The organism is Pseudomonas caricapapayae, assembly GCF_001400735.1.
Classification (GTDB): Bacteria; Pseudomonadota; Gammaproteobacteria; order Pseudomonadales; family Pseudomonadaceae; genus Aquipseudomonas; species Aquipseudomonas caricapapayae.
The window spans coordinates 149,550-168,936 of sequence record NZ_LJPW01000156.1 but is presented as its reverse complement, the minus strand read 5'-3'; the positions used below and the strand labels follow the sequence as shown (position 1 = coordinate 168,936).

Genomic DNA, 19,387 nt, shown 5'->3' with positions numbered 1-19,387 from the left:
GTGTAAGGGATTTATGGTTTCCATCTACGTAAGCGGCGAGGACAAGACCCGGCAGATCAGCAACTGGGTTATAAAAAACAATGTCAAGGGTGAGCTTACTTTGACATGCCACTACCCCTCAAAAAGATCCGAAGAGAGCCCGCTTGGCGATTGCACGATCGTTCCTACGCTCGAACTGAATGACATGCTTCTTCTGAGAAAAGGGAGTTCTCTGGTCCACCCTATCGAGAGCGCGGTGATCTACGGCGAAAAGTACGCTCTCGTTCAATATCCAGGAAAAGCCAAAAAATACGTTTTCAACATGGACAACATTGAGCTCGTGTCCCCGACATCGATCACCGATGAGCCTGCTTTCACTTATTTCCGCTCAGTGGCCGCAGCTCGGCTGAGTGTTGCCGCTGCCGGTGATAAAAAGGGCATAGCCGAAAATATTGATCGCCAAATGGGAACACTTTCATTGTTTCCGGCCACGGCGCTGCATGCCTACTGCAAAGGGCAGCATGGAAAGCTGGAGTCGTCAGGCAATTTCATCTTTCCCTTCGGCCTCAACGAAAGTCAGCTCAAGGCTGTGGAAGAGGCCTTTCACTCGCAGATCAGTCTGATTGAAGGTCCTCCCGGCACGGGCAAGACGCAGACTATTCTGAATATCATTGCCAACATCCTTTTGCAGGGGAAAACAGTGGCGGTGGTGTCCAACAACAACGCTGCGGTCGAGAATGTATATGAAAAGCTGGGTAAGTGCGGGCTGGACTATCTTGTTGCCAGGTTGGGCAGTGTAGACAACCAAAAGGCATTTTTTGCCAACCGTCCCTCGCGACCTTCCCTGGAACTTCCACCAGCGCCTGCCATGGAGGATGTTCAGGGTGTTCTGCAACAGCTCAAAGGCTACCTTGGGGCTCGCAACGCAGCGGCGCAGTTGCAAATCGAAATTAACGAGCTGGAGATAGAGCGGCGTTATCTCGTTCAGTGGCAGCAGGACAATGGCGTGGCGGCGCCTTCTCTGGACAGATATAAATTGTCGCCACAAAAAACAACGGACTTGATGGCTTACCTCGAGCACCTGGCCAGTGAGCGCATCAGAATCAAGGACCGTATCGAGCTGTTGTTCAATTTCAGAATTTTGCGCACCCGGCCCTTCGATAACTGGGATAAGCGCATGTCTGCCTTCTACAGCCTGCAGCTCCATTATTACGACAAGGTCTTGCAAGGTAAGAAGGCGGAGTTGGCAGCCCATGAAGAGGCGTTGCGCGTCGGTAACTTCAAGGCGCTGCTGGAGGAGCTGACCACTTCTTCCATGCTTCACCTGAAACACCATCTGCATCGTCATATCTCTGATGACGATAGCTTCGATATCGATTACAAAAAAAAGCGGCTTGATGAGTTCCTGAAGCGCTACCCGGTCATTGGCAGCAGTACGCATTCAATCGTCAATTCCCTAGGCGGCAAGGCTGTTCTCGATTACGTGATTATCGACGAGGCATCGCAGCAGGATATCGTTCCGGGTGTGCTGGCGCTGAGTTGTGCAAAAAATCTGATCATTGTGGGTGACAGAAAACAGCTCGCACATATCCCGGAAAAACTGGGTCTGAAAGCGCCCGCTCCCTGGTATGACTGCGAGAAGTACAGCTTGCTGGATTCATGCGTCGGTGTTTTCGGGGATACGATCCCTATGACATTGCTCAAGGAGCACTACCGCTGCCATCCCCGCATCATTCAGTTCTGCAATCAGCAGTTTTACGATAACCAGCTCGTCCCCATGACTCAGGATGAGGGCGAGCAGGCATTGACGCTACTCGTGACTGCGAAAGGAAACCACACGCGCAATAACTCCAATCTCAGGGAGTTGGACTCTCTGATGGCAGTGCTGGAAGGCAACGGTGAAAGCCTTTGGGAGGGCGAAGATGGCAGAGGGTTCATTGCCCCGTTCAAGAATCAGGCGGCACTTTCAGGCTCATGCCTGCCCGCTGACTTCATCAACGATACCGTGCACAAGTTTCAGGGACGTGAGTGCGACGAAATTGTTTTTTCTACGGTATTGGACAAACACAAGAGCGCGGAGCGACTGAGTTTTGTAGACGATGCGAGGATGGTTAATGTGGCCGTGTCCAGAGCCAAAAGCAGGTTCACGCTGGTTACGGGCGATAACGTTTTCAAGACTGGCAATGGACATATCGCCGCGCTGATCCGCTACATGGAATACTACGCAGAGGACGGACAGGTCCATCGCGCGCCTGTCATTTCGGCATTCGATCTGCTTTATAACGAGTACGACCGCTCGCTGGGGCGTCTCAACAAAAGGCTCAACCCTAAGGACTCCTTATTCAAGTCCGAGCAGATTGTGGCCCAGATACTCCGTGAAGCACTGGCGCAGGATAACCGCCGCGGGATCATGTTTCATCATGAGGTCCTGCTGATACAACTGGCATCGGTTACCCGTACGGGTTTCACGGGAAGGGAGCTGGAGTTCATGAGAAACGGCGCCCGATGTGATTTCGTGCTTTATTTCAAATTAGGGAAGAGCCCACTGGGCGTGATTGAAGTCGACGGTGGTCACCATAACGATCCGGTACAGATCGAACGAGACGCTGTGAAAAACAGCATTCTGGAAAAGTGCGGCATTCCTTTGCTTCGTCTGCGGACTATCGAGAGCCGTATTGAAGAAAAGGTCGCGGCTTTTGTGGATCAGTGGACGCCGCCAGCACTGGACGAGGATCGCAATGCTGTTCCAGGTTGAAAATTGCCTTGGCATCACATAGGTAAGCGACGTGCAGAGCAAGAGTCAGGTCATCGAGTTGAGCTGGCTCGATCCTGAAAACTTGACGATCACTAAGTTACCGCTGGGCAAACCGGTCTGGCGCTGCGGCTTGCGAAATGCCGGGCTGTTCGCGCAAACGGATGCAAAAAAAACGGCGCAAGCGTCACTGCCTTGCCCGGCCTTTTTTACGCCTCAACTTCGGTTCGTGGTATCCGCCCTTATCTTTCCCCAAATGCAGGTGTATCGTATTCGCCCCTCGCATTTGCTCGCAGATGCGCTCAGTCGTCGTTTTCGAGGTCCCGCCGTTCATGTCCTTCACCCGTCGTCAGATCCTCACAGGCATTGCCGGTCTTGCTGTAGTCGGCCTTGGCGCAGGTGGTGCTTCGCGTTACTGGATGGGGCGGCGCGAGTCTGAAGCTGGATCTGACTTTGTGCTGATCGCCGCGCCACTGGATATAGAGCTGGTTTCTGGCCACAAGACACCTGCCTGGGCGTTTGGCGGTTCTGCGCCGGGCACCGAGTTGCGCGTACGGCAGGGTGAGTGGTTACGGTTGCGCTTCATCAATCAGTTGCCGGTCGAGACGACCATTCACTGGCATGGCATCCGCTTGCCGCTGGAAATGGACGGCGTGCCTTACGTTTCGCAGTTGCCAGTGAAGCCGGGTGAATATTTCGATTACAAATTCCGTGTGCCGGACGCGGGTAGCTACTGGTATCACCCGCATGTCAGCAGCAGTGAAGAGCTGGGCCGCGGGCTGGTCGGGCCGCTGATCGTCGAAGAGAGGGAGCCGACCGGTTTTGCTTACGAGCGTACAGTCAGTCTGAAAAGCTGGCATGTGGACGAAGAGGGCGCATTTACTGAGTTCAGCGTGCTGCGTGAAGCGGCGCGTGAGGGTACGGCGGGGCGGCTTTCAACGCTGAACGGCATTCCGCAGGCGGTGATCGAATTGCCGGCCGGGCAGATCACGCGCGTGCGCTTGCTCAACCTCGACAATACCGTGACTTATCGACTCAACCTGCCGGACGCCGAAGCGCAGATTTATGCGCTGGATGGCAATCCTGTAAAGCCGCGTCCGTTTGGCGACGAATACTGGCTGGGGCCGGGCATGCGCATCTGTCTGGCGATCAAGGCCCCGCCAGCGGGCGAGGAAATCTCGCTGCGTAACGGTCCGGTGCGCCTGGGGACGTTTCGTTCGGTCGCCAACAACGATGCGCCTGGCCAGTGGCCGCCGGAGTTGCCGGCCAACCCCGTGGCCGAGCCGGATATGGATAACGCCGAGAAGATCAATTTCAACTTCGAATGGGTGGGCTCGATGTCGGTCAACACCGACAATGGCAAGCCTCCCAGCCTGTGGCAAATCAACGGCGAAGCCTGGGATATTACCGACAAGACCTGTGCCGATCGGCCTATCGCCAGATTGAAACTGGGCAAGAGCTACATCTTCGAATTGAAAAACATGACCCAGTATCAGCACCCCATTCACCTGCACGGCATGAGTTTCAAGGTGATTGCGTCCAATCGCCGCAAGATCATTCCGTACTTTACCGACACATTCCTGCTCGGCCGCAACGAGCGAGCGCGGGTGGCGCTGGTGGCGGATAACCCCGGCGTATGGATGTTCCACTGCCATGTGATCGATCACATGGAAACCGGCCTGATGGCCGCCATCGAGGTGGCGTGATGCGCCAGCCGCAAATTATTGATCGCAGCAAGGATCAGGACTTCATGCGTGAGGCGCTGGCGCTTGCCGCGCAAGGCGCGCTGCTGGGTGAGGTGCCGGTCGGTGCCGTGTTGGTGCAGAACGGCGAGATCATCGGCCGTGGTTACAATCGCCCGATCAGTGGCAGCGACCCCAGTGCGCATGCCGAAATGGTCGCTATTCGTGATGCCGCCAAGGCGCTGGACAATTATCGTCTGCCGGGCAGCACCCTTTACGTGACGCTGGAGCCGTGCAGTATGTGTGCAGGTTTGATCGTGCACGCCCGGGTGGGGCGCGTGGTTTATGGCGCGCTTGAACCCAAGGCAGGTATCGTTCAAAGCCAGGGGCAGTTTTTCAGTCAGGGCTTTCTCAATCACCGCGTATTGTGTGAAGGCGGTGTGCTGGGTGAGGAGTGCGGTGCAATGCTGAGTGAGTTTTTCAGGATGCGCCGGGCGGCGAGGGACGCAGGCAAAAATCAGGGCGACGTTTAGAGCGCCGGCTTGTCCGGGCTGCTGGAAGCGGGTGCAGAGGGGGTTGGCGGTACCGGCGGCTGAGTCTTGTCGACACCGGGAACATGCAGGTTGCCATCGGCAACCTGACTGCCCTCCAGCTGAGGCTGCGTGACCCAGGTCAAAATGTCGTAATAACGACGGATGTTGGCAACGAAATGCACCGGCTCACCGCCTCGGGCGTAACCGTAACGCGTTTTGCTGTACCACTTTTTCTGTGACAGACGCGGCAGCATCTTTTTAACGTCCAGCCACTTATTTGGATTCAGCCCTTCGTTTTCAGCCAATTTGCGCGCATCTTCCAGGTGACCGCTGCCAATGTTGTAGGACGCCAGAGCCAGCCATGTGCGATCAGGCTCTTGAATTTTGTCATCCAGCTGATCTTTCACGTAGGCAAAATACTTGGCTCCGCCCTGAATGCTCTGGCGGGCATCGAGCCTGTTGGTCACACCCATGGCCTGAGCAGTGTTCTGGGTCAGCATCATCAGGCCGCGCACCCCGGTTTTTGACGTCACGGCGGGTTGCCACATGGATTCCTGATAGCCGATGGCGGCCAGCAATCTCCAGTCGACCTGTTCTTTCTTGGCCGATGTCTGGAAGTGTTTCTCGTATTTGGGCAGGCGCTCCTGCAGGTGCTGGGCGAAGGTATAAGCGCCAACGTAGCCAAGCACATCGACGTGACCGTAGTAACGATCTTTCAGGCGTTGCAGTGTGCCGTTCTTCTCGACCTTGTCCAGGTACGCATTGATTTCGTTGAGCAGGCTATTGTCTTCGCCCGGTGCAACTGCCCAGCGCTGTTCACGGGCTTCGCCCAGGTCGAAGGCTACACGCACGTTGGGGAAGTAGACCTGGTTCATTGCCAGTTCATTGGAGTCGACCAGGGTCAGGTCGATCTGGCCTTCATCGACCATGCGCAGGAGATCGACGACCTCGACCGCGTCCGATTCTTCATATTCAAGGGCTGGGTTCTGCGCCTTGAGCGCCGCCAGCTGTTCGGCATGCGCGCTGCCTTTCAGAACCACGATGCGCTTGCCTACCAGATCGCCAGGGTCGGTCGGGCGTGATTGGCCGTTGCGATACACAACCTGGGGAGTTACTTCCAGGTAAGAGTGCGAGAAACGCGCCTGTTGCTTGCGTTTCGGCGTTTCGATCAGGCCGGCGGCACCGAGCACCGGACCGCCTGGCTTGTTCATCTGATCGAAAAGGTCGTCAAGGTTGTCAGCCGTTTCGATCTTCAGTTCGACGCCCAGGTCTTCGGCAAAGCGCTTGACCAGCTCGTATTCAAAACCGGTTTCACCGTTGCGGTCCTGAAAATAAGTCGCCGGACTGTTACGGGTGATCACCCGCAGTACACCGTCCTCCTTGACTCGTTCCAGTGTGGTGGGTTTCTCCACACAGGCGCCGAGCATCAGGAAGAGTCCGGTTGCGATGAGCCACTTGGCGCAACGTGGGCGGAAATCTGGTCTGAAGAACATCGGTGCAGTATACGCAAAGCGCACCGGGCGCCATATCTCGACAGTGACGCCTGCGTCTGATAGGCGAAGGGGTTTTACGGGTATTTCCGGCCTTTTTTGGTGTGGGGCGACATTCGGGCGCACCGGATGCCGCCGTTTTGGGTGATCAAAGGCCCGCTTTAGGCTAGAATACCCGGCCTCAAAGCACACCCCCTTCTCGAGGCTGTCCCGAAGATGTTGATCCTGCGCGGTGCTCCTGCCCTTTCTGCCTTCCGCCACAGCAAATTACTAGAACAACTGAAACAAAAAGTTTCAGCTGTCAGTGGCTTGTACGCCGAATTCGCTCACTTCGCTGACGTCAACGACGTTCTGACCAGCGAAGAACAGCAGGTTCTCGACCGTCTCCTGAAATACGGCCCCAGCGTGCCGGTTCAAGAGCCGAGCGGCCGTCTGTTTCTGGTGTTGCCACGTTTTGGCACTATTTCACCCTGGTCGAGCAAGGCCAGCGACATCGCCCGTAATTGCGGCCTGACGAAAATCCAGCGCATCGAGCGCGGGATTGCCTTCTATGTAGAGGGGCAGTTCAGTGAAGTCGAGGCACAGGCAATCGCCGACAGCCTGCATGACCGCATGACGCAGCTGGTGCTGGGCGACCACGAGCAGGCTGCCGGCCTGTTCAGCCACGCTCAGCCTAAACCGCTGACGGCCGTGGACATTCTGGGTGGTGGCCGCGCGGCGCTGGAAAAAGCCAACGTCGATCTGGGCCTGGCCCTTGCTGAAGATGAAATCGATTACCTGATCACCAGCTTCAACGGTCTCGGGCGCAACCCGCACGACATCGAGCTGATGATGTTTGCCCAGGCGAACTCCGAGCATTGCCGCCACAAGATTTTCAACGCCAGTTGGGACATCGACGGCCAGAGCCAGGAAAAAAGCCTGTTTGGCATGATCAAGAACACCTACCAAATGCACAGCGAAGGCGTGCTGTCCGCTTACAAGGACAACGCTTCGGTGATCGTCGGCAACGTCGCCGGTCGCTTCTTCCCGGACCCTGAAACCCGTCAGTACGGCGCGGTTCAGGAGCCTGTGCACATTCTGATGAAGGTCGAAACCCACAACCACCCGACCGCCATTGCGCCGTTTCCTGGTGCCGCGACCGGCTCCGGTGGCGAGATTCGCGATGAGGGCGCAACCGGTCGTGGTGCCAAGCCCAAGGCGGGTCTGACCGGTTTCACCGTGTCCAACCTGCAGATTCCCGGTTTCGTACAGCCCTGGGAGGTGCCATACGGCAAACCCGAGCGCATCGTTACCGCGCTGGACATCATGATTGAAGGCCCGCTGGGTGGCGCGGCGTTCAACAACGAGTTCGGCCGTCCGGCATTGACCGGGTACTTCCGTACCTTCGAGCAGTCCATTACAACACCGCACGGTGACGAGGTTCGTGGTTACCACAAGCCGATCATGCTGGCGGGCGGTATGGGCAACATCCGCGAAGACCACGTCCAGAAGGGCGAGATCACCGTGGGCTCCAAACTGATCGTGCTGGGTGGTCCGGCAATGCTGATCGGTCTGGGCGGCGGTGCGGCTTCCTCGATGGCGACGGGCACCAGTTCGGCGGATCTGGATTTTGCCTCGGTTCAGCGTGAAAACCCTGAGATGGAGCGTCGTTGTCAGGAAGTCATCGACCGCTGCTGGCAACTGGGCGACCGTAACCCGATCAGTTTCATCCATGACGTCGGTGCTGGCGGCCTGTCCAACGCCTTCCCTGAACTGGTCAACGATGGCGACCGGGGTGGCCGTTTCGAACTGCGTAACGTGCCCAACGACGAGCCGGGCATGGCCCCGCTGGAAATCTGGAGCAACGAATCCCAGGAGCGTTACGTGCTGGCCGTGGGCGTCGAGGATTTCGAGCGCTTCAAGGCTATCTGCGAGCGCGAGCGTTGCCCGTTTGCGGTTGTCGGCGAAGCCACTGCCGAGCCGCAACTGACCGTGACCGACAGCCATTTCGGCAACAGTCCGGTCGACATGCCGCTGGAAGTATTGCTGGGCAAGGCTCCACGCATGCACCGTTCGGTCGAGCGCGAAGCAGAGCTGGGCGATGATTTCGACCCGAGCACGCTGGATATCGAAGAAAGCGTGCAGCGCGTATTGCGCCACCCGGCAGTCGCCAGCAAAAGCTTCCTGATCACCATTGGCGACCGTAGCATTACCGGCCTGGTCGCTCGCGATCAGATGGTCGGCCCCTGGCAGGTGCCTGTGGCAGACTGCGCGGTGACCGCAACCAGCTTCGACGTCAACACCGGCGAAGCCATGGCGATGGGCGAGCGCACACCGCTGGCGCTGCTGGATGCTCCGGCTTCGGGCCGCATGGCGATTGGCGAGACACTGACCAACATTGCCGCTTCGCGTATTGAAAAGCTGTCGGACATCAAGTTGTCGGCCAACTGGATGTCGGCTGCCGGCCACCCCGGAGAAGACGCGCGTCTGTACGACACCGTGAAAGCGGTCGGTATGGAACTGTGTCCGGAATTGGGCATCACCATTCCAGTGGGCAAGGACTCGATGTCCATGAAGACCCGCTGGAGCGACGACGGCACTGAAAAGACCGTGACTTCGCCGCTGTCATTGATCGTGACTGGCTTTGCGCCAGTGCTCGACATTCGGCAGACGCTTACGCCCGAGTTGCGCATGGACAAAGGCATCACTGACCTGATCCTGATCGATCTGGGTCGTGGTCAGAACCGCATGGGCGCGTCCATTCTTGCGCAGACGCACGGCAAGCTGGGCCGTGTTGCTCCGGATGTCGATGACGCTGAAGACCTCAAGGCCTTCTTCGCCGTGATTCAGGGCCTCAACTCGGACGGTCATATCCTGTCCTATCACGACCGTTCCGACGGCGGTCTGCTGGTCAGCACGCTGGAAATGGCCTTTGCCGGCCATTGCGGTCTGAACCTGCACCTTGATGGCGTGGCCGACAACGTTTCCGAACTGAGCGCGATCCTGTTCAACGAAGAACTGGGTGCGGTCATCCAGGTACGTCAGGACGCGACTCCGCTGGTGCTGGCACAATTCAGCGCAGCCGGTCTGGAAGATTGCGTGGCGGTGATCGGTCAGCCGATCAACAACGACGAAGTGTCGATCAGCTTCCACGGCGAGCCGGTATTCAGCGGCCAGCGCCGTCTGCTGCAACGACAGTGGGCCGAGACCAGCTACCAGGTCCAGCGCCTGCGCGACAATGCCGAATGCGCGGATCAGGAATTCGATGCGCTGCTGGAAGAAGATAACCCGGGTCTGACCGTCAAGCTGGGCTTCGACGTCAACGAAGATATCGCTGCGCCTTACATCAAGACCGGTGTCCGTCCACAGGTTGCCGTGCTGCGCGAGCAGGGCGTCAACGGTCAGGTCGAGATGGCGGCAGCCTTCGATCGGGCCGGTTTCAACGCAATCGACGTGCACATGAGCGACATCCTCGCCGGTCGTGTCGATCTGAATGACTTCAAGGGCATGGTTGCCTGCGGTGGCTTCTCTTACGGCGACGTCCTGGGGGCCGGTGAAGGCTGGGCCAAGTCGGCACTGTTCAACAGCCGCGCCCGCGATGCGTTTCAGGGCTTCTTCGAGCGTTCCGACAGCTTCACGCTGGGGGTGTGCAACGGTTGCCAGATGCTGTCCAACCTGCACGAGCTGATTCCGGGTAGCGAGTTCTGGCCTCACTTCGTGCGTAACCGCTCCGAGCAGTTCGAGGCGCGCGTGGCCATGGTCCAGGTTCAGGAGTCGGCGTCGATCTTCCTGCAGGGCATGGCCGGTTCGCGCATGCCGATCGCCATCGCTCACGGCGAAGGGCATGCGGAGTTCCGCAATGACGACGCGCTGCTTGAAGCGGACGTGTCCGGTACTGTAGCGCTGCGCTTCGTCGACAACCACGGCAAGATTACTGAAGCCTATCCGGCCAATCCGAACGGCTCGCCGCGTGGTATTGGCGGCATGACGACCCTCGACGGTCGCGTGACCATCATGATGCCGCACCCGGAACGCGTGTTCCGCGCAGTGCAGAACTCGTGGCGTCCCGAAGACTGGAACGAGGACGGTGCCTGGATGCGCATGTTCCGCAATGCGCGGGCCTGGGTTAACTAAGGCGCATGTACAAGCTCGCCTTCTTTGTTCCATCGAGTCATGTTGACGAGGTCAAAGACGCCATATTCGCTGCTGGTGCAGGGCGAATCGGCGCTTACGATCACTGCTCATGGCAGGTGCTCGGCCAAGGGCAGTTCCGTCCGCTGGATGGCAGTCAGCCATTCATCGGGCAGGGCGGTGTGGTCGAGTCGGTGGAAGAATGGAAGGTCGAGCTGGTCGTCGCTGACGAGCTGATTCAGCAAGTGGTGTTGGCCCTCAAGCGGAGCCATCCCTACGAAACGCCTGCTTACGAAGTGTGGCGGCTGGAAGATTTCTGAGGGGCTGTACCGGCCTCTTCGCGTCGGCATGCAGTTCCGGACGCTCTTGACTACGCTCGGCAGTGCGTTAATTCACTCCGATGCTCAAGGCCGAATCTCGATCATCGTTCCGTCTTTCACCAGATCCCAGATTTCCCTCATATCGTTGTTCTTCAGTGCGATGCAGCCGTTGGTCCAGTCCAGCGTGTGGAAATACCACTCCGGGTACTCCTCATCCACCGGCGTGCCATGAATCATGATCATGCTGCCCGGTTTCACACCTTCGCGACGTGCGCGTGCCGAATCCGAGATGTTCGGGTAGGAAATGTGCATCGACAGATTGTAATTGTTGCTGGGCTTGCGCCAGTCGAGCCAGTAGAAACCCTCTGGCGTACGTTGGTCGCCTTCCTGCAGCTTGGTGCCCTTGGGGTTCTTGCCCAACGAAATTCGATAGGTTTTCAGGGCCTCGCCGCCGCTGATCAATTGCAACTGGCGCACCGACTTGAGTACCAGCACCTTGTCGATCGGCTTGCTGGCGATACTCTCGGTATTGATGACCTTGTTGTTGATGATTTTCTGTTCGCTGCCTTTAGGCACGATGGTCTGAGTAAACGCAGCCTGCGAAAGCGGTACGAATGACATGCAAAAGAGTGCGAGCAACCAGCGCATTACGATTTCCCTGAAGGCGCTTCTTTCTGGAGAAGGCGCCGATGTTGTGTGCGACCCTGGCTTTCAGGTGTCCAGCAGCGGACGTGACGGGGGAAGGGCGCTGGTATGAACCGGGTAGGCCTGCCGACGCCGATCCTTGAAGAAGTATTCTAGGGTACGTCCGACTGTCATGAAAGCCAGGTCCGCCCACGGAATGTCGGCTTCGTCGAATAACTGCACTTCCAGGCTCTCGATACCTGCGGCGAACGCTTCAGTGGCCATTTCTGCCCGATAGAACACGTGCACCTGATTGATATGCGGCACGTCGATCAAGGTATACAAATGCAGCTCGGTCAAGGTGGCGCAGGCTTCTTCGAGGGTTTCGCGCCGCGCGGCCTGTTCGATGGTTTCACCGTTTTCCATGAACCCGGCCGGCAATGTCCAGAAGCCCAGGCGTGGTTCTATGGCACGGCGGCACAGCAGAACCTTGCCTGCGTGGGTCACCAGGCAGCCTGCAACGATGTTCGGATTCTGATAATGAATGGTGTGGCAATGCTCGCAGACATACCGCAAACGGCTGTCGCCTTCGGGAATACGCTGGATAACCGGGTTGCCGCACTGGCTGCAAAATTTCATGGGGTCAGTCGATAGTGAACGCAGCCGCTATCTTGGCCTGTCGTGCTGCGGCTCGGCAACCCTCCGTGTGCAGGAGTTGTAGTGCAAGGGGTTGGGCGCAACGTCGCTTTGGTGCATGATGCCAGACAGGCAACAGATCGAGATTTCCCATGCTGGATGAGCTACTTCGCCGTGTAGTCAGTCATACGCCAGAAACCCTCGACATGGATCGTGGATTCCCCGAGGCGGCCGTTCTGGTGCCTGTCACCCGCAGTGAGCAACCCGAGCTGATCCTGACCCTGCGCGCCAGTGGCCTGTCGACGCATGGCGGCGAAGTGGCTTTTCCGGGTGGTCGCCGCGATCCGGGCGATCCTGATCTGATTTTTACCGCCCTGCGTGAAGCCGAGGAAGAAATCGGCCTGCCACCCGGACTGGTCGAAGTGATTGGCCCGCTCAGTCCACTGATTTCCAAACATGGCATCAAAGTCACGCCCTACGTGGGGGTGATACCCGATTTTGTCGAATACCGTCCCAATGACGGCGAGATCGCTGCGGTGTTCAGTGTGCCGCTGGAGTTCTTCCGCCAGGACACCCGTGAGCATACTCACCGTATCGATTATGAAGGCCGCAGTTGGTACGTACCCAGCTACCGCTACGGCGAGTACAAGATCTGGGGGCTGACCGCGATCATGATCGTCGAACTGGTGAATGTGCTGTACGACACCAAAATCAGCCTGCATCATCCGCCCGAACGCTCGACCACCTGAGCAGCCTGTATCTGAAGCGTCACCGATAAAAAGCTCGTACCCATGAGTACGGCCCGCCTGAGGAGTCTGCATGAAATATCGCCTGGGGGAATCCCGTGTCCAGACCGACTTGCACAGCTGGGTCGCTCCCAACGCGGTGTTGATCGGCAATGTCAGGCTGGAGGCCGGCGCGAGCGTGTGGTTCAACGCGGTGTTGCGTGGTGACAACGAGCTCATCCACGTCGGTGAAAACAGCAACGTGCAGGATGGCACAGTAATGCACACCGACATGGGCTCGCCATTGAGTATCGGCAAAGGCGTGACCATTGGGCACAACGCCATGTTGCATGGCTGCAGCGTTGATGACTACAGCCTGATCGGTATCAATGCCGTTATTCTCAACGGGGCGAAAATCGGAAAATACTGCATCATCGGCGCTAATTCGCTGATCGGTGAGGGCAAAGTAATCCCCGACGGATCGCTGGTCATGGGGTCGCCGGGCAAAGTGATACGCGAACTCACCGACGTGCAAAAGAAGATGTTGGAAGCCAGCGCCGCCCATTACGTACACAACGCCCGACGTTACGCCCGTGACCTGGCTGTGCAGGAAGACTGATGAGTATCGATGCCCCGATTGAAAAACCGGTCCGCTCTCCCTGCGTAAGCATTTGCGCGCTGGATGAGCAGGATATATGCACCGGTTGCCAGCGAACCGTGAGTGAGATCACCCAGTGGAGCCGGATGAGCAACGACGAGCGCCGGGTGGTACTCGGTCTTTGCGACGAGCGCGCCAGAGCCAGCGGCCTGATGTGGACAGTGGGCGAGGCGCGCTGATGTTCCCATGGCCTAAAGGAGCGAACTTGCTTTTAAAGAGGCCGGTGCAGTAGAAGAATTTGCTGCGTTTGGAATATAGCCTTCGCGAACAAGTTCGCTCCCACAGGTTATCCGTGGGCTTTGTGGGAGCGAACTTGTTCGCGAAGAGGCCGGTGCAGTCGATGCATTATCTTCGTCAGAAATAGCGCTTTCGCCCACGCCTGGGCGCGTCTCCTGTCCGCGTTTGCTATCATTGCCAACCGCTCGCACAGGCCCGAATCCTCCATGTTGTTCCTGATCGCCTACATCAGCAGTGTCGTGCTGATCAACTTCGCTTTTTCCAGTGCGCCTCACCTGGACATGATCTGGTCTGCCTGGGGTGGGCTGGTGTTCGTATTGCGGGATATGGTGCAGATTCGCTTCGGCCATGGCGCGATCATCGCCATGCTGGTGGCGCTGGTGCTTTCGTACGTTACCAGCGATCCGACCATTGCCCTGGCCAGCGCCACGGCGTTTGCGGTATCCGAATGCATCGACTGGCTGGTGTTCAGCGTCACCAGGCGCCCGTTGCGTGATCGATTGTGGATCAGCTCGGCGCTCAGCATCCCGCTCGATACCTTTATCTTCTTCGGCATGATCGACGCCATGACCGTGCCGGTCGTGCTCACTGCGCTGGTGTCGAAGTTCGCTGGCGTGACGGTTGTCTGGATGATCATGGCGTGGCGGGCACGTAACAATGCTTGTCCGGGCTGAGCGCCCATTTACCGGGGCTTCGTGGTAAATTGCGCGCCTTTCTCCACAGCGGTTGCTTGCGTATGGCGGGCAGCCCTCGATATCTGCTTCACGAGGACCTGAGATGACTCAAATCGGAACTCCACTGTCGCCCACCGCGACTCGCGTACTGTTCTGCGGCAGCGGCGAACTGGGCAAGGAAGTCGTGATCGAGCTGCAGCGCCTTGGCGTTGAAGTGATCGCTGTTGACCGTTATGAAAATGCCCCGGCGATGCAGGTTGCTCATCGCAGCCATGTCATCAACATGCTCGACGGTGCAGCATTGCGTGCGGTCATCGAAGCCGAGAAACCGGATTTCATCGTTCCGGAAATCGAAGCCATTGCCACCGCTACGCTGGTTGAACTCGAGGCTGAAGGCTTCACCGTGATCCCGACGGCACGCGCCGCGCAACTGACCATGAATCGGGAAGGCATTCGTCGTCTGGCCGCTGAAGAGCTGAAGCTGCCGACATCGCCTTACCACTTTGCCGACACCTTCGAAGCTTACAGCAAGGCCGTCGAAGACCTCGGTTTCCCATGTGTGGTCAAGCCGGTCATGAGCTCGTCCGGCAAAGGGCAGAGCCTGCTCAAGAGCGCCGATGATGTGCAAAAGGCCTGGGACTATGCGCAGGAAGGTGGTCGTGCTGGCAAAGGGCGCGTCATTGTCGAAGGCTTCATCGACTTTGATTACGAAATCACCCTGCTGACCGTTCGCCACGTTGGCGGTACTACCTTCTGTGCGCCGGTTGGTCATCGCCAGGAGAAGGGCGACTATCAGGAATCCTGGCAGCCACAGGCCATGAGTCCGGTAGCGCTGGCAGAGTCCGAGCGTGTTGCCAGGGCGGTGACCGAGGCGTTGGGTGGTCGCGGAATGTTCGGCGTCGAGCTGTTCATCAAGGGCGATCAGGTGTGGTTCAGCGAAGTCTCGCCGCGCCCGCATGACACCGGCCTGGTAACGCTGATTTCTCAGGACCTGTCCCAGTTTGCCCTGCACGCTCGCGCGATTCTCGGCCTGCCGATCCCGCTGATTCGCCAGTTCGGCCCATCGGCTTCGGCGGTGATTCTGGTTGAGGGCCACTCGACTCAGACCGCCTTTGCCAACCTCGGCGCTGCGCTGGCTGAGCCCGACACGGCGTTGCGTCTGTTCGGCAAGCCGCAAGTCAATGGCCAGCGCCGCATGGGCGTTGCCCTGGCGCGCGACGAGTCTATCGAAGCCGCTCGGGCCAAAGCGACCCGAGCCTCGCAAGCGGTAGACGTAAAGTTGTAAGGCCGTCGCTGCAGGCTGCAAGAAGGAGGGTGTTGCTCTTTCTTGCAGCTTAAAGCGCTGTATCCTTCGTTTCCTTCAGGCTCAACACCGCCAGTACGCTGATCAGCGCCGCTGCAGACACATACCCGCCCACCCAGCTCAGACCGCCCATCGCCACCAGTTTCTGGGCGAAGAAGGGCGCTACCGATGCGCCCACGATTCCGCCCAGATTGTAGGCTGCCGATGCACCTGTGTAGCGAACCTGCGTCGGAAACAGCTCTGGTAGCAATGCGCCCATCGGGGCAAAGGTGATGCCCATCAGAAACAGCTCTATACACAGAAACAAGGCCACAGCCCAGGTGCTGCCGTGGGTCAGCAGCGGTTCCATGGTGAAACCTGACAGTATCGCCAGCACCCCTCCCGCAATCAGTACCGGCTTGCGCCCGAAGCGGTCGCTTGCCATCGCGGCCAGAGGCGTTGCAGCCGCCATGAACAGCACGGCAAAGCACAAAAGTCCCAGGAACGTTTCACGGGTGTAGCCCAGTGTGGCCACGCCATAACTCAGTGAAAACACCGTCGAGATATAAAACAGCGCGTAGCAGACGACCATCGACGCCGCACCGAGCAGCATGGGCTTCCAGTGCTGGCTGAAGGTTTCCACGATTGGCAGGCTGACGCGTTCGTGACGGGCCATGGCGTTTGCGAAGACCGGGGTCTCTTCCAGTTTCAGGCGCACATACAGCCCTACCATGACCAGCGCGGCGCTGAGCAAAAACGGAATTCGCCAGCCCCATGAGCGAAACTGTTCGTCCGTCAGGGTCATGGCCAATGCCAGAAACAAACCGTTGGCGGCCAGAAAACCGATCGAAGGGCCCAACTGTGGAAACATGCCGAACCAGGCCCGCTTGTCCTTCGGAGCATTCTCGGTCGCCAGCAGTGCAGCGCCACCCCATTCCCCGCCCAGGCCAAGTCCCTGACCGAAGCGCAGCACGCAGAGCAGAATCGGCGCCCATGCACCGATAGAGGCATAGCCGGGTAATACGCCGATCAGCGTGGTGCAGATCCCCATCAGCAGCAGCGATGCTACCAAGGTCGATTTACGTCCGATCCGGTCGCCGAAATGACCGAACAGCGCCGACCCGAGGGGGCGTGCGAGAAAAGCGATACCGAAGGTCAGAAACGACGACAGCATCTGTGCCGTGCCCGAGGTCTGCGGGAAAAACACCGGGCCTATCACCAGCGCGGCGGCAGTGGCGTAAACATAAAAGTCGTAGAACTCGATGGCCGTGCCGATAAAGCTGGCGGTGGCAACGCGGGTCGCCGAATTTACCGGTTTTACGTGCGCGGCATTATCTTCGCGAGAGAGCGGGGTGCTGGTCATGCGGATTCCCTGACTGTCGACTCGCCGGGCGGCAAGGACCGTGCTCCGGCAAGCATTCATTATTGTGATTGTAGGTACGGCTTTAGGTGCGGCGTCGAGCAGAGTAACCCGAAAGGGCCGGGAGGCAATGGCAGGGAGCAGGAAACTATTTGAAGGTGCGAACGAGGGTGTTCTGCCACATGGCCACGCGCTTGACGCGATTGTCCTCGGTCTCGAGGATTTCCAGGCGATAAGGCCCGATTCTCAGGCAGACCGGTGCCTCTGGAATGGTTTCAAGTGCCTCGGTAACCAGGCCGTTGACGGTTTTCGGACCATCTGACGGCAAATGCCAGCCAAGGCTCTTGTTCAGCTCGCGAATGGACGCGGCTCCTTCCACTTCGAGGCGTCCGTCTTCCTGCTGCTTGACGTGAGGGTTATCGAGCCGCTGCTCGCTCTCGAATTCGCCGACGATCTCTTCGAGGATGTCCTCAAGGGTGACAATGCCCAATACTTCCCCGTATTCATCGACCACTACGCCGAGACGCCGCTGTTGTTTGTGGAAATTCAGCAATTGCAGTTGCAGCGGAGTGCTTTCCGGAACGAAATACGGTTCGTAGCAAACTGCCAGTAGTTGCTCCTTGGTCAGGGTTCCCTTGGGCAGCAGGTGGCTGATGTCGCGCGTGTTGATGACGCCTTGTACCTGATTGATGTCGTTGTGATAGACCGGCAGGCGTGTGTGGCGTGAAATGATCAGGCGCTCGATGATCAGATCCATAGGTTCATCCAGGTTGACGCCATCCACCTCGTTGCGCGGGATCAGGATGTCGTTGACCGTGATGCTGTCCAGGGCGCGAATGCCCGACAGCACACTGGCACGCGGATAATGCTCGTGAACGGTGTCGTGTCGGGCTGAGCTCTGCGTGTCGTCTTCGAAATGCTGATCCTGTTGTTGCACAGCAGGTGACAGGAAGGGGCGCAGCAGTGTCTTGGCCAGAACGTTGAAAACATAGGCCAGCGGCCAGAGGATCTTCATCGGGATGCGCAGTACGCCATTGCCCAGCATCAGCGTCGAGACAGGGTGGCGGTTCGCCAGGCGTCGAGGCACGTATTCGGCAAAGACCAGCATGACGCTCACGGTGCCAAGCCATGCCACGGTCGGGCCGTTGTAGAACCAGTAATTGGCAGCAATCAGTGTCGCGATGACAGTGATCAGTACCCTGATGAGGGTATTGCCCAGGATGAGGCTGTTCAGGTTGAACGCCAGTTCTGGAAGGGGCATCGCCTTTTCCGGACGACCCGAGGCACGCATTGCCTTGAGCTGATGATGCGCGGCTTCGACCGATGTCAGCAGGCCAGCCCACAGCATCAGTAGGGCGAGGACGCCGAGCAGCGGGCCTAGGGGCAGATTATCCATGATCAGGGCCCGTCAGATGTGCAGGATGAATTCGCGTACCAGCTTGCTGCCGAAGTAGGCGAGCATCAGCAGGCAGAAACCGCCCAGAGTCCAGCGAATTGCCTTGTGCCCACGCCACCCGAGGCGGTTGCGCCCCCAAAGCAGGACGCTGAACACGATCCAGGCGAGGCACGCCAGCAGGGTTTTGTGCACAAGATGCTGTGCAAACAGGTTCTCCACGAACAGCCAGCCGGAAAGCAGCGACAGCGAGAGCAGTGTCCAGCCGGCCCAGAGGAAGCCGAACAGCAGGCTTTCCATGGTTTGCAGCGGTGGAAAGTTCTTGATCAGACCGGAGGGGTGCTTGTGCTTGAGCCGGTAGTCCTGCAACAACAACAGTAGCGCCTGGAATACTGCAATGGTGAACATGCCATAAGCCAGCAGCGAGAGCAGAATATGACTCAGGATGCCGGGTTCTTCCATGATCGGCTGTACGGTGCCGCTCGGGGCAAACTGGGCGAGCAGGACGGTGACCATTCCCAGCGGGAACAACAGCACCAGCAAGTTTTCCACCGGGATGCGTGACGTGGCGATCAGGGTCACGACGATCACGGATGCTGCGATAAGGCTGGCCGAATTGAAAAAGTCCAGGCCCAGGCCGGCGGAGTGCGTCAGTTGGGAGAACAGACCGATGGCGTGTGCGACCACCGCCAGCGTTCCGAGCAGGCAAAGCAGCCGCTTGTCGGGCTTGACGGCCTGGCTCAGGCGCAGGCTCTGATAGACGGTCGCAGCGGCGTAAAGGATGGCGGCGGCGAGGCTGGGAAGCAGGCTGGGTGGCAAAGGGGACATAGATCCTGATGGACGGGCCTGAAAAGACGCTGAGTTTGGCATAGAACCGGCAAATCACGAAAGACCACAGAAGCAGACTGCGTGGTGTCCGTGTGGCGGAGTCT

15 protein-coding genes and 1 pseudogene are annotated in these 19,387 nt (G+C 58.3%); 10 read left to right on the top strand and 6 right to left on the bottom strand.

All coding sequences use genetic code 11. The annotated features are described in order from the left end of the window. The first annotated feature begins 13 nt into the window (after positions 1-13). The 3 genes from ALO80_RS23685 to tadA all read left to right on the top strand — a co-directional run bounded on the left by ALO80_RS23685 (position 14) and on the right by tadA (position 4,946). Positions 14-2,734 carry an AAA domain-containing protein gene (locus tag ALO80_RS23685; RefSeq protein ID WP_162491696.1) on the top strand — a complete coding sequence of 907 codons (2,721 nt, stop codon included), beginning with the start codon at positions 14-16 and terminating at the stop codon, positions 2,732-2,734. Positions 2,735-3,063: 329 nt separating this feature from the next. Beyond that, a complete protein-coding gene (locus ALO80_RS23680) occupies positions 3,064-4,437 on the top strand; it encodes a multicopper oxidase family protein (RefSeq protein WP_055010742.1) in 1,374 nt (457 codons plus the stop codon). Then, positions 4,437-4,946 (top strand): tRNA adenosine(34) deaminase TadA, encoded by a 510-nt coding sequence (gene tadA, locus ALO80_RS23675; protein ID WP_055010740.1) that lies wholly within the window; start codon positions 4,437-4,439, stop codon positions 4,944-4,946. The genes ALO80_RS23680 and tadA overlap by 1 nt, the downstream gene beginning before the upstream one ends. Here the strand turns inward: tadA and mltF are convergent. Next, entirely contained in the window at positions 4,943-6,439 is a 1,497-nt protein-coding gene (gene mltF, locus ALO80_RS23670; RefSeq protein ID WP_055010739.1) for a membrane-bound lytic murein transglycosylase MltF, read from the bottom strand. The two genes, tadA and mltF, sit on opposite strands and share 4 nt — an antisense overlap. 213 nt (positions 6,440-6,652) lie before the next feature. Here mltF and purL point away from each other — a divergent pair, with 213 nt between their 5' ends. After that, complete coding sequence (purL, locus tag ALO80_RS23665; RefSeq protein WP_055010738.1) at positions 6,653-10,549, top strand: phosphoribosylformylglycinamidine synthase; 3,897 nt, start codon at positions 6,653-6,655, stop codon at positions 10,547-10,549. 5 nt (positions 10,550-10,554) lie between these two features. Beyond that, a complete protein-coding gene (locus ALO80_RS23660) occupies positions 10,555-10,866 on the top strand; it encodes a Nif3-like dinuclear metal center hexameric protein (protein ID WP_055010737.1) in 312 nt (103 codons plus the stop codon). A gap of 84 nt (positions 10,867-10,950) precedes the next feature. On the opposite strand, the pseudogene ALO80_RS23655 reads toward ALO80_RS23660, so the two are convergent. Next, positions 10,951-11,373, bottom strand: a pseudogene (locus ALO80_RS23655) (L,D-transpeptidase family protein); the annotation flags it as partial. Between the two features lie 204 nt (positions 11,374-11,577). Next, entirely contained in the window at positions 11,578-12,129 is a 552-nt protein-coding gene (locus tag ALO80_RS23650; protein ID WP_055010736.1) for an NUDIX hydrolase, read from the bottom strand. Between the two features lie 149 nt (positions 12,130-12,278). On the opposite strand from ALO80_RS23650, the gene ALO80_RS23645 reads away from it, so the two are divergent. The 5 genes from ALO80_RS23645 (at position 12,279) to purT (ending at position 15,705) form a co-directional block, all read left to right on the top strand. Then, the gene (locus ALO80_RS23645; protein ID WP_055010735.1) at positions 12,279-12,875 is read left to right on the top strand and encodes a CoA pyrophosphatase; all 597 of its coding nucleotides are present in this window, start codon (positions 12,279-12,281) and stop codon (positions 12,873-12,875) included. A gap of 70 nt (positions 12,876-12,945) precedes the next feature. Next, positions 12,946-13,470 carry a gamma carbonic anhydrase family protein gene (locus ALO80_RS23640; RefSeq protein ID WP_055010734.1) on the top strand — a complete coding sequence of 175 codons (525 nt, stop codon included), beginning with the start codon at positions 12,946-12,948 and terminating at the stop codon, positions 13,468-13,470. After that, entirely contained in the window at positions 13,470-13,688 is a 219-nt protein-coding gene (locus ALO80_RS23635; protein ID WP_055005308.1) for a DUF1289 domain-containing protein, read from the top strand. The genes ALO80_RS23640 and ALO80_RS23635 overlap by 1 nt, the downstream gene beginning before the upstream one ends. A 264-nt stretch (positions 13,689-13,952) precedes the next feature. Continuing rightward, positions 13,953-14,420 (top strand): preQ0 transporter, encoded by a 468-nt coding sequence (locus tag ALO80_RS23630; RefSeq protein WP_054988410.1) that lies wholly within the window; start codon positions 13,953-13,955, stop codon positions 14,418-14,420. A gap of 103 nt (positions 14,421-14,523) precedes the next feature. Continuing rightward, positions 14,524-15,705 carry a formate-dependent phosphoribosylglycinamide formyltransferase gene (gene purT, locus ALO80_RS23625; protein ID WP_055010733.1) on the top strand — a complete coding sequence of 394 codons (1,182 nt, stop codon included), beginning with the start codon at positions 14,524-14,526 and terminating at the stop codon, positions 15,703-15,705. A 49-nt stretch (positions 15,706-15,754) separates the two neighbouring features. On the opposite strand, the gene ALO80_RS23620 is transcribed toward purT, so the two are convergent. The 3 genes from ALO80_RS23620 to ALO80_RS23610 all read right to left on the bottom strand — a co-directional run bounded on the left by ALO80_RS23620 (position 15,755) and on the right by ALO80_RS23610 (position 19,283). Then, complete coding sequence (locus ALO80_RS23620; RefSeq protein WP_055010732.1) at positions 15,755-17,065, bottom strand: MFS transporter; 1,311 nt, start codon at positions 17,063-17,065, stop codon at positions 15,755-15,757. A 145-nt stretch (positions 17,066-17,210) separates the two neighbouring features. After that, entirely contained in the window at positions 17,211-18,458 is a 1,248-nt protein-coding gene (locus ALO80_RS23615; RefSeq protein ID WP_055010731.1) for a CNNM domain-containing protein, read from the bottom strand. Between the two features lie 12 nt (positions 18,459-18,470). Further along, the gene (locus ALO80_RS23610) at positions 18,471-19,283 is read right to left on the bottom strand and encodes a cytochrome C assembly family protein (protein WP_054988413.1); all 813 of its coding nucleotides are present in this window, start codon (positions 19,281-19,283) and stop codon (positions 18,471-18,473) included. Between the last annotated feature and the right edge of the window lie 104 nt (positions 19,284-19,387).